The sequence below is a fragment of the Eggerthella sinensis genome (genome assembly GCF_003339815.1).
GTDB lineage: Bacteria > Actinomycetota > Coriobacteriia > Coriobacteriales > Eggerthellaceae > Eggerthella > Eggerthella sinensis.
This window is the reverse complement of sequence record NZ_PPTT01000030.1, coordinates 15,331-29,039: the sequence shown is the minus strand read 5'-3', so window position 1 is coordinate 29,039 and position 13,709 is coordinate 15,331. Positions and strand designations below refer to the sequence as shown.

Here is a 13,709-nt window from a genome sequence, read left to right as displayed (position 1 = left end):
GGTTCTACCCGGGAGGGGCCCTGCAGGTTGCACTGCCGCAATGGGGAGTGAGGCCCCTTGCCATCTCCGCGCGGTTCTACCTGGGAAGGGGCCCTACCGTGCGGCGCGCGAGGGGCGAGGACCTGCGGGTTGCACTGCCGCTATGAGGAAGCGGGAGCGGGGGCCGGGAACAGCGTGTACGCTCTTCCCTCTTTTGCTTCGTGGGGGTGGATGCTCACGCCGAAGGCGTGCTCGATGGCGCCGGCGGCCAGCACCTCCTCCACGGTGCCGGACGACACGGCGCGGCCGCGCTCCATCACGAGGAGGCGGTCGGAGTAGCGCAGGGCCAGGTCGAGGTCGTGGATGACCATGACGATGGTCTTGTGCGCTTCCTCGTTCAGGCGCCGCACGAGTTCCATCGTCTCGTGGCAGGCGCGGATATCGAGGTAGGTGGTGGGCTCGTCGAGCACGATGAGCTCGGTGTCCTGGGCCAGCGTCATGGCGATGAACGCGCGCTGGCGCTCGCCGCCCGACAGGCGCCGCAGCTCGTGCGTGCGGAACCGTGCGATGCCCGCCAGCTCGAGCGCGCACTCCACCTTTGCGCGATCCTCCCGCGAAAGCCTGCCCTGGCGCGCCTGGTGCGGGTAGCGGCCGCACGCCACGAGCGCCTCCACCGTCATGGCCGGCGGCCGGCTGGCCTGCGCGAGCACGGCCACCCGCCGGGCGCGCTCCTTCGCCTTGAGCGACAGCGTGGGCACACCGTCCACGCGCACCTCCCCCGCCTGCGGGCGCAGCAAGCCGTCGACGAGCTTGATCATCGTGGATTTCCCGCAGCCGTTCGGCCCCACGATGCTCGTCACCCGCCCATGGGGAAACGTCGCCGACAGCCCGTCGATGAAGGGCTCTTTTCCGTACGAGAACACCACGTCGCGCACGTCGATGGCGTCAGTCAAGGGAACCCCTCCTGTTCTTCAAGATGAGGTAGATGAAGAAGGGCCCGCCGAGGAAGGCCATGAGGATGCCCACCGGCACCTCGTAGGGCGCGAACAGCACGCGCGACAGCAGGTCGCACACGACGACGAACGCCGCGCCCGTCACGGCCGAAAGCGGCAGCACCACGCGGTTGTCGTGTCCGACGAAGAACCGCACGAGGTGCGGGATGATGAGCCCCACGAATCCGAGCAGCCCCGCGAAGCTCACCGCCGCGCCCGCCAGCACGGCCGCCAGGCCCAGCAGCGCCAGACGGCACGCGCCCACGTTCATGCCGAGCGCATGCGCCGTCTCGTCGCCGAGCGCCATGATGTTGAGCTTGCCCGCTGCCAAGAACGCCGCGGCCAGACCGCCCACGATATAGGCCGCGGGCCACAGCACGTCGTCCATGAGCACGCCCGCCAGCCCGCCCACGAGAAACGACGACGAGCCGATGTAGGCGTCGGGGTTCACGATGAGGATGGTATTCATGCCCGCGCCGAACACCGACGTGATGGCGATGCCCGCCAGCACCACGGTGAGCCGCGACGTCGACGCGCCCAGCGAGATGCCGAAGATGATGAGCGCCGTGAACAGCGCGCCGAGGAAGGCCGCAAGCGGCGGCAGCCACAACGCGCTGGGAAACACGCTGGCGGCGATGAGCACGAACAGCCCCGCGCCGGAGTTGATGCCGATGATGTTGGGGCTGGCCAACGGGTTGTCCAGCACGGCCTGGATGATGGCGCCCGCCACGGCCAGCGCGCCGCCCGCCAACAGCGCGGCCAGCACGCGCGGCAGGCGCACGTTCACGAGGATGCTCTTCGCCGCCGCGCTCACGTCGCCGCCCGTCGCCCAGGCGACGAGATCGACGAGGCTCACCGACGACGAACCCACGAGAAAAGCCGCCGCCGTCACCGTCATGAGGACGATGACGGAGACGACGGTCACGAGCGGCATGGCCCTATCACGATCGAACGCAGTCACCGATCTTCCTTCAACCTACGCATACAGCGCGTCGTAGAGCGCCTGGTAGCTCTCGGCCCAGCGCGCGTTCGGCTTGTAGAGGAACAGCTCCTTGTCAAGCGTGAGATAGTGGTCGCCCTGCACCGCCGACAGCGTGGACCAGGCGGGGTTCGCCGCCGTAGCCTCTTCGAGGTTCTTCATGGCCGCCGCATCGTCGTTGCCCATGGGCACCACGAGGATGAAGTCGGGGTTCATCTCGATGACCGACTCCAGGCTGAAGTCCTTGAGCAGGCTCTTGTTCTCGTCGGCGAGATTCCTCACCCCGAGGTCGGCCAGCATCGCACCCGTCATGGACGAGGAAGACTGCACGCGCGTGCCGCCGGAGAACGTGGTCATGAGCAGGGCGGAGGGCTGCTTGTCGGCAGGCACCTTCGCCTTGATGGCCTCGATCTCGTCGGCCACCTTCTGGCCGTTCTGCTCGTAGAGGTCGGCGCGGCCGGTGATGTCGGTGCAGGTTTTCAGCATACGCAGGTAGTCGTCGAACGTGGTCACCTCGAAGAAGGCCACCGGGATGCCCGACGCGTCGAGCGCAGCCTTGAGGTCGGCTTGGTTCGAGTCGCCGCCTCGCCCGCCGGAGCCGCTCGTCATGATGACGAAGTCGGGCTCGAGCGCGATGATGGCCTCGAGGTTCGGATTCGAGAAGTCGCCCACCTTCTGCGCGTCGGCCGAAGCGATGTCGTAGCTGTCGAACGCGTCGTCGGAGGCGCCCACGAGCGTGCCGCCCGCCAGCTCCCAGATATTCGCGAAGCTGCCCATGCAGGCCACGACGCGCTGCGGGTTCTCCACCGACACCTCGGCACCCGTATCGTCGGTGAACGTGACCGCCCCGCCCTGCTGCGCGCTCGGTTGCGCTTCAGCTTGCGCCGGGCCGCTGCCGTCGGTCGGCTGGCCGCTTGCGCAGCCGCCGAGCAGCAGCGTCGCGGCAAGGGAAGCCGCGAGGGCGGTTGGCAGAAGGTGTTTGGTCAAGGTCATGGGGAAGTCCTTTCTTCGGAGGTTCGCACGATCAACGGTCGGCGAGGACCCGGGCGCCGAATCTGCACGCCCTCGGCCTCGCCAAAAAACTAGCGAGTCACCAAGGCGTTGCCGTGGGCGCAGTAGTCGTCTTGGGCGAGGATGTCGCCGTCGTGGTAGTAGGCGGCGCGGGCGCGGCAGCCGCCGCAGCCGTCGCGGTAGTCGCACGTGCCGCACGAGCCGGAGTACGCCTGGGTGCGCAGCTTCTCGAACACGGGGCTCGAGGCCCAAATCTCGTCGAAGGGCGTCTCGCGCACGTCGCCCGCCTCCTCGGTCATGTAGGCGCATGGGCGCACGATGCCCTCGCTGCCGATGACGCAGTACGTGAGGCCCGCCAAGCACCCGCGCGAGAAGCGCGTGTCCACGCCGAGCTGCTTCGCCACGCGCGTGAACTGCGGCGCGCAGGTGGGCTTCACGTCGATGGGCACCTGGGAGGCCTTCATCATGATGTCGTTCAGCAGCTTCTCGTTCTCAAGCACCTCGAGCGAGGTCTCCTGGATGAACTTGCCGCGGCCCACCGGGATGAGGAAGAACACATAGTGCGCCATCGCGCCGATTTCCACGGCGAAGTCGGTGATGGCGCAGATCTCGTCACGGTTCCAATCCACGACGGTCGTGTGCAGCTGGAACGGCAGACCCGCCTGTTTGCAGGCCTCGATACCGGCCATGGTGAGGTCGTAGGCGTGCTCGAGCCCGCGGAACCTGTCGTGCTTGGCGGCATCGAGGCTGTCCACGGAGATGCCCATGGCGCAGGCCCCGGCCTCCTTCAGCCGCATGGCCACCTCGGGCGTGATGAGCGTGCCGTTCGAGCCGAACACAGGGCGCAGCCCGCGCGAAGCGGCATGGGCCACCAGCTCGTAGATGTCGGGGCGCATGAGCGGCTCGCCGCCCGAGAAGATCATCACCTTGAAGCCCGCGCGGGCGATCTCGTCGATCATCTTCTTGCCTTCGTCGGTTGAGAGCTCCTTCTCGGTGGCCTCTTCGGCATCCTGATAGCAGTGCACGCACTTGAGGTTGCACTTGTTCGTCGTCATCCACGACACGAGCATACGCATATCCTTTCCTTGTTTGAGACAGCACGTTCCTAGACGGCGCTGCCGTTACTGCTGAAACCTATGGGGTATGACGTGCCGCGTGGGAGCCGCAAAGGGAGGGTGGGAGAGATCGTTTGCGGCGCCCGCGCGGCGCTGTCGACGCGCGGCCTAGTCGGCCGGATCGGGGTGGGAACGATAGGAGGCGACGATGGCTTCCAGGTGGTCGAACACCGCCTGGCGCAGCTCGTCGAACGAGCCGTCGCCGCCCGCGTGGGGCGCGATGTTCTCCATGAGGATGAAGTTCTGCTCGGCGTGGACGTCCTGCGTCATGTCCAGCTCGAGGTAGCGCTTCGCCAGCTCGCGGTTGCGCTCGCTGTCCACCGGCTCGCCCGCCGGCATGAGGCGGATGGTGTCGGCGATGAGCTCGTGCCACTTCGACACCGACTGGCTGCGCGCCACCTGCTCTTCGGCGGCCGCCTCGGCGGGCGCATCGTCGCGGATGCAGGTGAGGCGCCAGAAGAACTGGCTCTCTCCCTGGCAGCGCTCGATGGTGTCGGCCATGGCCTCCCAATTGGCGGCATGCTCCCCCAACGACTCGTCGTGGAGGGAACGCAGCGTGGTCATGCGCTTGAACAGCGACTGGAACTGCTCTTCGATGGCGTCCATCTGCTCGTCGGCCAATTCCTGCACGGCGACGGCTTCCTGGTAAAGAGCTGCATCGGATTTGATCTGGGCCAGCGACAGCCCCAGGTACTTCAAGGTCAGAATGCGATACAGGTCTTTCACGTTGTCGTCGGTGTACAGGCGCTGATTCTGAGGCCCCTTCGCCGACGGCGACAGCAGCCCCTGCTGATCGTAGTACTGGATCGTGCGCACCGTCACGCCAACGCGCCGAGCCAGCTCGCCGATCGTCAGATACCTCGGTTCGGTCATGGATGCTCCTCCGCGACTACCGAAGCCCCGGTCGTCGCCTTTTATCTCGTCTTGCCGCGCGCCCCCGCGCGCTCGAACTGCTGTCGAGCATACGCGATGACGCTACGTCACCGTCAACTGCCTACAGAAGATAGCGACAAAACGTGCGGGAAAATCCCTAGGAGGAACACAGACGGCAAAAAAGAACGCGCTCCCCCGAAGGAAGCGCGTTCGTCAGTGCGGAATACGTGCGAGGTGCGCGATGCGGAACGACTAGTCGATTTCCTCGAACTCGAAAGCATCGTCAGCGTCGCCGAAGCCGGACAGATCCTTCTCGACGCCCGAGGGCATCGGCGTGGCAGGAGCCACCACGGCGCCCGTCGTGGTCGCCTGCGGCATGGAATACGCACCGGCGCCGTCGCGATTGATGGGAGCCTGAGCAGGAGCCGTCACGCGGCCCGTGGCACCGGCCTCCACCACGTCGACCGTGCGCGCATGCGCGCTCAGGGTCACGGGAGCAGGAGCGGCGCCGCCGATCTCCGCCAGCTTGCGCGTGGCATCGCCGATGAAGTCGGTGAGCAGGTCCTTGTAGTCCTCGCGCACGTCCTCGCGGTCGTCCTCGAGCTTCTTGATAGCGTCGAGCACCTTCTGGCGATCGGCCTCGGCCTTGTCCACGATACGGTTGCCCTCGTCCTCGGCATCCTTGATAGTGGCCGCAGCCTGGGCGTTCGCGTTCGCGATGATCTCGTCGGCCGAGCGCTGCGCGATGATGAGCGCCTGGGCGATGGCGTTGTCGTCGGCCTTCTTGGCCTCCAGCTGACGCTCGAGGTCGGCGATGCGCTCGTCCTTCGCGGCGAGCACGGAATCGTCCACCACGGGGGGCGCCTCGACGCGGGCGGGCGTATCGAAGCCTTCGAACTTGCGATCATCCAACTGATTTTCAAGCTGGGCGATCTGGGCGTTCATACCGTCGATCTCATCGGCGATATGCTCGAGGAACACGTCGACTTCGTCGACGTCATAGCCCTTGCGATCGATCGAGAAGCTCTGGTTGTGTATCTCAGCCGAGGTGATAGCCATCTGTAGTCCCTTCGTCTTGTTCGCGCGCGAACATGATTCTACGCATTAAAACAAGTTTATCAGTAAACGTACTCCAAATTGTAATACAAGCAGGGCGATGATGGGCGTAACGTCCACCATACCTCCAAGCGGGGGAATCAGTTTCTTGAACAGGTTAAGGTAGGGATCGCACACCTTCCCCAAGATTCGGTAGATGTCCGCCAAAATGCCCCGGTCGGTGGGAAGCCACGACATGAGCACGTAGACGAACAGCACCATGCTGTACGCGTCGGCAAGCGACACGATGAGGTACTTGATACTCAACATGCGGATTGCTCCTTAGAACGTCGAAAAAGGGAGCCGTCGGACATTACAGCACGCCCTGCCCGCGCAAGCTCATGCGCTCGGCATCGGTGAGGCCCATGCCGCGCGAGATGACGAACACCTTGTCCGCCACGCAATCCACGCTCGCATCGAGCGCGCTCGACACGCCGAAGGAGAAGTCGAGGATGCGCTTCGACAGGTTGTCGGGCGTGTTGCGCAGCGCGAGCACCACGACGTCGCCCGCCTTGAGCGCCTTCGCGATGCGCTCGACCTCGGCGTAGCTGGCCGGCTTGAGCACGGTCACCGAACGGGACGGGTTGTACTTCGCCGCGGCAGCGCCCGCATAGGGGTCGAACGCCGAAGCGGTGGCGGTTGCCACCGTTGCGGTGGGGCTGACGGCCGGCAGGCCCGCGGTGGCCGCGCTCGATGACGGAGCGGACGCATCGTCGGCCGTCGACGTGAACAGCGAGTTCAGGCTCTCGGAGCGCTCGCGGTTCGACGCGGCCGTCGCACGTGCGGTGGGCGTGTTGGCCGGCGCGGGCATGGCGGCATCCACCATGGTGCGCGACGAGGTCACGCGGCGCGGCGGCAGCGGATCGCGGTTGAGGCTCTCCGGCACCTGCGTGTGGGCGCGCACGTCGTCGATGGACACGAGCTTCGCCGCCGAAACGGACGATCCGCGCGCATGGGAGGCGCGCGCAGGGCGCGACGTCACCGGCGCGTACGGCTCGTAGCGCGAGCTGGGGGCGTCTTCGGCGGGGAAATCGGCCTCGTTGTAGTCGGGGCCGTACTCGCCGTACTCATCGTTGTAGTCGTCGAATCCCTCGTCGTAGTAGCCGTCGTCGTACTGCTGGTTGGCGTCCGCGAAACCGAGTTTCGATTTGATTCCCTCGAGCATTCCGTGCTCCGATTTCTTGATCTTTGGCAGCTCCATACCGTTCACCTGCTTCGTTTCTGATCCGGCGGTCCCGCCGCCGCTGCGTTCTGCGTCCTGGCTGCGTCGCGCTCTCACGCGTGCGCGGGGCCCTCGAAAGCGTCGTCGAACAGGGCTCGCCCGATGCGCACTATGGTAGCGCCCTCGGCTATCGCCTCGTGCCAGTCTTCGCTCATGCCCATAGAAAGCTCATTGAATACCGCGGCCCGATCGGCATCGAGGTCGCGCCGCAGGTCGTCGCGCAAGCGCGCCAAATCCGCGAAGCATGCCCGCGCCCGCGCCGCGTCGCCCTGCGGCGCCATCGTCATGAGGCCGCGCACCCGCACGTGCGGATAGCTTTCGCACAGCGCCAGCATCTCGGCCACGTCCTCGGGCGCAAGCCCGCTCTTGCTCGCCTCGCCCGACACGTTCACCTCGAGCAGCACGTCCTGCACCCTGCCCGCCGCCGCAGCCGCCGCGTCGAACTTCGCCACGTGCCGCTCCTGGTACAGCGAGTGCACGAGCGTTGCGTCCCGCACGATGTCGGGGATGCGCCGCGATTGCACGTTGCCGATGAAATGCCAGGTCTCCTGCGGGAACCGGGCGCGCTTCTCCGCGAGGGAGTCCGGGCGGTTCTCGCCGAAATCGTGCGCGCCGGCCGCGATGGCCGCGGCCACGGCGTTCGCATCCACCGTCTTCGACACCGCCACCACGCGCACATCGCGCGGATCGCGCCCCGCCGCCGTGCAGCATGCCGCCGCCTCGGCGAGCGTGCGTTCGTAGCGCTCCTTGAATCCCATGCACCTCACCTTGCCTTCCGAAACGCCACCGCACCGTGACGGCCGCACACGCCGCCCTCGGCCCGGTAGGAGAAATACTCGTCGTGCGCGCACACCGTGCACACCCCCGCGTCGGCCACGCGCTCGCGTGCGACGCCCGCCTCCTCGAGGCCGAGCGTCAGCGCCTCGAGCAGGTCGACATGCCGGTCGTCGGGAATGCAGGCGGGTCCGAACCGCGTCGCGAACCGATCGCGTACGTCGGCGCCCGTCTCGAAGCAGGACGCATGGATGTGCGGGCCCACGTACACGTTGTACGTTCCTGCGGCATCCGGCCCCAGCTCGGCGGCGTCCGCGCGTGCGAGCGCGCGCACGGCTTTGGCGGCAACGCCGTTCTCGACGCCGCGCCATCCGGCATGGGCCACCGCGAAGCGCCCGGTGGGCGACACAATGACCACGGGCACGCAATCGGCGAAGCACAGCAGGGCCGCCACGTCGGGCGCGGTGACCACGAGCGCGTCCGCGCCGGCACGCGCAGCCGCCCGCGCCTCGTCGATCGCTTCGGAAGACACCGCGTCGATGCTCACCACCTCGTCGCCGTGCACCTGGCTCGGCACCACGAGCGGCACGTCGGCCGCATCAAGCGCCTCGAGCAGCAGCGCGCGGTTGCGTTCGACGGCTTCGGGCTCGTCGCCCACATGATTGCCCAGGTTGAGCGAGGCGTACGGGGCGAGACTCACCCCGCCCTCGCGTCCGGTGAAGGCGATGCGCACGCCCGTGCGCTCGTACAGCGCCTCGTCGGTGAGCGCAGGAAGACAACGCGCGCCGAAACGGCGCGCGGTCATCTGTGGGATGGGCAGTTGTTCGGTCGCGACCATCAAGCGACCGTTCCTTACCGCTGGCGCTTCAGGAAATCGGGGATGTAGTCCTCGTCGGCAAAGCGGCCGTTGTTCGATGACGTGGAAAACGTCACGGGAGGAGCAGCCGGCGTCGAATCCATCGACGACATCGACGACATCGACGACGTGGAGGCGAACAGGTCCTTGCGCGAGAAGTCCATGGAGGACTGCTGCTGCGCGCCCATCTTAAACCCCGTCGCGATGACGGTGATGCGCACCTGATCCTGCATGCCTTCGTCGATGATCTGGCCGTAGATGATGTTGGCGCTCTCGTCGGCGCAGGCTTCCACCGTGCGCGCCGCCGCGTCAACCTCGGTGAGCGTGAGGTCGGGGCCGCCGGCGATGGAGAACAGCACGCGCGATGCGCCCGCGATGGACGCCTCGAGCAGGTTGGAGTTCGTGGCTTGCTGCGCCGCGTCGAGGGCGCGGTTCTCGCCGGAGGACAGGCCGATGCCCATCATGGCGGTGCCGGCGTCCTTCATGACGGTGCGGATGTCAGCGAAGTCGAGGTTGATGAGACCCGGGATGGTGATGAGGTCCGTGACGCCCTGGATGCCCTGGCGCAGCGTGTCGTCGGCAATGCGGAACGCGTCGAGCATGCTCGTCTTCTTGTCGACGATCTCGAGCAGGCGATCGTTCGGGATGACGATGAGCGTATCCACTTTCTGAGACAGCAGGTCGATGCCCTGATCCGCCTGGTTGCGACGGGTGCGTCCCTCGAAGGAGAACGGCTTGGTGACGATACCAACCGTCAGCGCGCCGATTTCCTCGCGCGCGATTTCAGCGATGATGGGCGCAGCGCCCGTACCCGTGCCGCCGCCTTCGCCGGCCGTGACGAACACCATGTCCGCCTCGGCGAGCGCCTCGCGGATTTCCGCACGGCTCTCTTCGGCTGCCTGGCATCCCACCTCGGGGTTCGCGCCGGCGCCGAGGCCGCGCGTCAGCTCTTCGCCGATGTGGATCGTTTTGTCGGCATCCGACATGAGCAGGGCCTGACGGTCCGTGTTCACGGCGATAAACTCGACGCCTCGCACGCCCGCTTCGACCATGCGGTTCACGGCATTCGTGCCGCCGCCGCCGACGCCGACGACCTTGATGACCGCCAAATGCTCGGAACCTATCTTGTTTGGCATTGTATCCTCCACACCTGCTGCGTTTTCAAATGCTGCGTTTCCCTTTGTGGGCACAGTTCACGTGGGGTTATTGTACACGATGATCAACCATTTGCAAATTACGCTGCGGTAATGAAAACCGCACGTTCACAATATGGCGACCAGGGGTATTCCCCTTCCGCGGACGGCCGTTGCGGGACGTTTCCCGCACGCGCCGGAAACGCCTAGAGCGCCCTCCAGGTTGGCCGGTCAACCACGCGCACGTTGATGTAGGCCAGCCCGTCGGGATGTTCCTTCATGATTTCGAGGCAGACGCGTTCCTTGTCACGGATGTTGTCCGCGGTGCCGAACACGATCTCCACCCCGCTTTCCAGCGTGAGCGTGGTGGACTCGGTCTCGGTGGCGGCCACCTTCTTCACCTGCCCCGCCAGCTCGGTGGTCATGCCGTCCACGATGGCGAGCGCGTTGTTCACGCTTGCATCGGAACAGTACGCGCCCACCTCCGGGCTCGTGCCGTAGGGCACCTCGGTGATGGCGAGCACGCTTTCGGCATCCTCGTACACCTTCGCGCTCGTCTTCTTGCCCGCCTCCGAATCCTTCGCGGGGATGGGCATGAGCCACATGCCGTCCGATGCGATGGCCCACTTCTGCGTGGACTCGGCGTTTTCGGTGGGCACGTCCACCACCGCGGCGATGGTGCGCTCGGTGACGGCCAGCTCGAGGGTGTTCGGGAAGATGCGGTTCACCGACACGTCCTGCACCCACGCGTCCTTGAGCAGGCGGTCGCGGATACCGGCCGTGTCCACGCGCAGCAGCGTCGTGCCCGCCGGCACGCTAGCCAGCTCGGACATGTCGCTTGCCGTGAGGTGCTCCACGCCGGTCACCGACACGCTTTCGATGGCGAAGAGGTTGGAGTAGTACACGGCGATGCCGCTCACCACGAGGGCGAGCACCAACGCCGCGATGACGCCGATGCGCACGAGGTGGCGACGATAGGTTTTCTGGGTGCGCGCCGAGCGCTCGAGGCGATCGATGTCGCCCACGCGCACCGACGAGAGCGACGGACGGCTTTGACCCGCACGCCGATTCGGCAGCTGACCGCCGGGTATGACGCGGTAGGACCCGTTCGACGACGGACGCGGCGCGGCGGTGCGCGGCATGCTCCCCCGGGCAGACGGGCGTCCCCCGCCGCCTGCGGGGCGCGGGGCTCTGCCGGCCGAGCCGGAAGCGCTTGCGCGGCGCGAGGTCGCTTTACGCGAACCCGAGGAAGCGGACTTCCGGTTGTAATTCGATGCCATACGTTTCGTACACCTTTGTCTTGACCAGGTTGATCAGTTCCAACACGTCGCGCGCGGTCGCGTCGCCCGTGTTCACGATGAAGTTCGCGTGCACGTCCGACACCTGCGCGCCGCCCACCGCAAGGCCCTTGAGCCCCGCTTCCTCGATGAGCGCTCCCACGGAGGCGCCCTCGGGGTTGCGGAACACGCTTCCGCAGGACGGAAGCGACAGCGGCTGCGACTTCTTGCGCCGCGCGTGCGATGCTTCCATCTTACCGCGGATGAAGAACGGGTCGGCAGGCTCTACGGAAAGTTCGCATTCGACGATCACCTCGTCGGGCCGAAACGAACTGGTGCGGTAGCCCCATCCGATCTTGTCGCCGTCGCGCCGGACGAGGCCGGTTTCGGGCGACAGCGTGGTCACCGACACCACGCGCGAGCCGATCCACTCCTCGCGCGAGCCTGCGTTCATGCGCAGCGCGCCGCCCACCGTGCCCGGCGTGCCCACCGCGAACTCGAATCCTGCGAGCGAACGGCGGAACGCCTCCTGCACCACCGACGACAGCGGCACGCCCGCGCCCACGCAGAAGCAATGCGTGTCCTCGTCGTAGCGGCACGTGCGGAAATCGCGCCCGAGCGTGATGACGACGCCGGAATACCCCTCGTCCGCCACGAGCAGGTTGCTGCCGCGCCCGATGGCTTCCCAGGGCACCGCGCTCGCATCGCACACGGCGATGAGTCGCTTGAGCGCGCCGACGGAGTGCACCTGCACGTAGAACCGCGCCGGACCCCCGATGCGGTACATGGTGTGCCGCGCCATGGGCTCGGCGGGATACACGTCGCCGTCGAATCCGTCGTCGACGAGCAGCGCTTCGAGCGCTGAAGTGTGCCGCGCGGTCATCGCCGCATCACGCCGGCGATCCCGCCACCGCGGGCGCGGGGGCATCCGTCTGCGAGAGCGCGTCGATGAGCTGCGGGCCGATGGCGGTCACGTCGCCGGCGCCCATGGTGATGAGCAGGTCGCCCGCGCTCAGCTTCGAGGCGAGGAACGGCACCACTTCGATGCGGCGCGGCACGTAGGCCGACTCGGGATGGCCCGCATGGTCGAGCACCACGTTGAGGAACGTCTTGCCCGACACGCCGGGCACGGGCGCCTCGCCCGCCGGGTACACGTCCATGAACGTGACGGCGTCGGCCTCGTCGAACGCGCTGCCGAACTCGTCGTGCAGCACCTCGGTGAACAGCGACACGCGCGAGTAGCGGTGCGGCTGGAACAGCACGTGCACATGGCGGTAGCCCAGCTTGGAAGCCGCTTCGATGGTGGCGGCGATCTCGGTGGGATGGTGGGCGTAGTCGTCCACCACGGTGATGCCGGCGGCCTCGCCCACGAGGTCGAAGCGGCGCTTCACGCCGGCGAACCCGGCGAGCGCGGCGGCGGCCTGCGCAGGATCGTAGCCGAGCGCCCACAAGAGGCCGACGACGCCGGCGGCGTTCAGCACGTTGTGGCGTCCGGGATTCTGCTTGATGTGCGCGCTCACCTGCGTGCCGTCCGGCAGCGCGAGCGTGAAGTCGCTGCCCACGCCGTTCGGCGCGCACGCCGTGATGCGCAGGTCGCATCCGTCGTCGAAGCCGTAGGTGAACAGGCGCTTGCCCGATGCGCGGGCCACGCGCACGAGCGCCTCGTCCTCGCCGCAGGCCACCACGACGCCGTCGTCTTCGGGCACCGAGCCGATGAACGCCGCGAACTTCTCGTAGATCTCGTCGAGGTCGCGGTAATGGTCGAGGTGGTCCGCCTCGATGTTGGTGACCAGCACGGCACGCGGGGACAGGTGCATGAACGACTTGTCGCTCTCGTCGGCCTCCACCACGTAGTGGGGGCCCTGCCCCGAGTGGGCGTTCGTGCCGTAGGCGCGCACGATGCCGCCGATGAGGAACGTCGGGTCCTCGCCCATGCCGTCGAGCACGCTTGCCAGCATGGACGACGTCGTGGTCTTGCCGTGCGTGCCGGCAACCGCGAGCGTCTCGAGGCCCCGGCCCAGGTGGGCCAGCATCTGGGCGCGATGCCAGATGACGAGGCCGCGCTCCTTGGCCGCGGCGAGTTCGGGGTTGTTGTCGAGGATGGCGGTGGACACCACGATGACGGGATTGCCCGCGGGGATGTTCGCCGGGTCGTGGCCGATGAACACGTCGATGCCCGCCTCGCGCAGCTGCTTGGTGTAGCGGCTTTCCTTGAGGTCGGAGCCGCTCACGCGCATGCCCTGATCGAATGCGACGCGCGCGATACCGCTCATGCCGACGCCGCCGACGCCGATGAAATGTACCTGCTCGATATGCGTAGTGTCCATCTTCATTCCCTCGGTCTCTCTCCCGTTGCTTGCAAACCGCTATTGTACCCTACCGTCGAACTGCCTGTCGCGCGCA

Annotated in this window: 14 protein-coding genes; all 14 read right to left on the bottom strand. The window is 66.9% G+C overall.

Annotated features, from left to right (window positions below):
• Positions 1-140: 140 nt before the first annotated feature.
• On the bottom strand, positions 141-932 hold the full coding sequence (locus tag C1876_RS14295; RefSeq protein ID WP_244910166.1) for an ABC transporter ATP-binding protein: 792 nt from the start codon (positions 930-932) through the stop codon (positions 141-143).
• Positions 925-1,932, bottom strand: coding sequence for a FecCD family ABC transporter permease (locus C1876_RS14290; protein WP_114547401.1), 1,008 nt, complete (start codon positions 1,930-1,932; stop codon positions 925-927). The genes C1876_RS14295 and C1876_RS14290 overlap by 8 nt, the downstream gene beginning before the upstream one ends.
• 15 nt (positions 1,933-1,947) lie before the next feature.
• Complete coding sequence (locus C1876_RS14285; protein ID WP_114547400.1) at positions 1,948-2,943, bottom strand: ABC transporter substrate-binding protein; 996 nt, start codon at positions 2,941-2,943, stop codon at positions 1,948-1,950.
• A gap of 89 nt (positions 2,944-3,032) precedes the next feature.
• Positions 3,033-4,037 carry a putative heme d1 biosynthesis radical SAM protein NirJ2 gene (nirJ2, locus tag C1876_RS14280; protein ID WP_244910165.1) on the bottom strand — a complete coding sequence of 335 codons (1,005 nt, stop codon included), beginning with the start codon at positions 4,035-4,037 and terminating at the stop codon, positions 3,033-3,035.
• A 147-nt stretch (positions 4,038-4,184) separates the two neighbouring features.
• Positions 4,185-4,949 carry a MerR family transcriptional regulator gene (locus C1876_RS14275; protein WP_114547399.1) on the bottom strand — a complete coding sequence of 255 codons (765 nt, stop codon included), beginning with the start codon at positions 4,947-4,949 and terminating at the stop codon, positions 4,185-4,187.
• A gap of 252 nt (positions 4,950-5,201) precedes the next feature.
• Positions 5,202-6,008, bottom strand: a complete 807-nt coding sequence (locus tag C1876_RS14270; protein WP_114547398.1) for a DivIVA domain-containing protein — start codon at positions 6,006-6,008, stop codon at positions 5,202-5,204.
• A 45-nt stretch (positions 6,009-6,053) separates the two neighbouring features.
• Positions 6,054-6,314 carry a YggT family protein gene (locus C1876_RS14265; protein ID WP_114547397.1) on the bottom strand — a complete coding sequence of 87 codons (261 nt, stop codon included), beginning with the start codon at positions 6,312-6,314 and terminating at the stop codon, positions 6,054-6,056.
• A gap of 43 nt (positions 6,315-6,357) precedes the next feature.
• Positions 6,358-7,245: a cell division protein SepF gene (locus C1876_RS14260; protein WP_114547396.1), complete on the bottom strand. Its 888-nt coding sequence runs from the start codon at positions 7,243-7,245 to the stop codon at positions 6,358-6,360.
• Between the two features lie 74 nt (positions 7,246-7,319).
• Entirely contained in the window at positions 7,320-8,024 is a 705-nt protein-coding gene (locus C1876_RS14255) for a YggS family pyridoxal phosphate-dependent enzyme (RefSeq protein WP_114547395.1), read from the bottom strand.
• A 5-nt stretch (positions 8,025-8,029) separates the two neighbouring features.
• Positions 8,030-8,878, bottom strand: coding sequence for a purine nucleoside phosphorylase YfiH/LACC1 family protein (locus tag C1876_RS14250; protein WP_114547394.1), 849 nt, complete (start codon positions 8,876-8,878; stop codon positions 8,030-8,032).
• A 14-nt stretch (positions 8,879-8,892) separates the two neighbouring features.
• Complete coding sequence (gene ftsZ, locus C1876_RS14245; RefSeq protein WP_114547393.1) at positions 8,893-10,032, bottom strand: cell division protein FtsZ; 1,140 nt, start codon at positions 10,030-10,032, stop codon at positions 8,893-8,895.
• A gap of 203 nt (positions 10,033-10,235) precedes the next feature.
• Positions 10,236-11,171 carry a cell division protein FtsQ/DivIB gene (locus C1876_RS14240; protein WP_244910164.1) on the bottom strand — a complete coding sequence of 312 codons (936 nt, stop codon included), beginning with the start codon at positions 11,169-11,171 and terminating at the stop codon, positions 10,236-10,238.
• A 91-nt stretch (positions 11,172-11,262) separates the two neighbouring features.
• Entirely contained in the window at positions 11,263-12,189 is a 927-nt protein-coding gene (gene murB, locus C1876_RS14235; RefSeq protein ID WP_114547391.1) for a UDP-N-acetylmuramate dehydrogenase, read from the bottom strand.
• Between the two features lie 7 nt (positions 12,190-12,196).
• Entirely contained in the window at positions 12,197-13,633 is a 1,437-nt protein-coding gene (murC, locus tag C1876_RS14230; RefSeq protein WP_114547390.1) for a UDP-N-acetylmuramate--L-alanine ligase, read from the bottom strand.
• Positions 13,634-13,709: the final 76 nt, after the last annotated feature.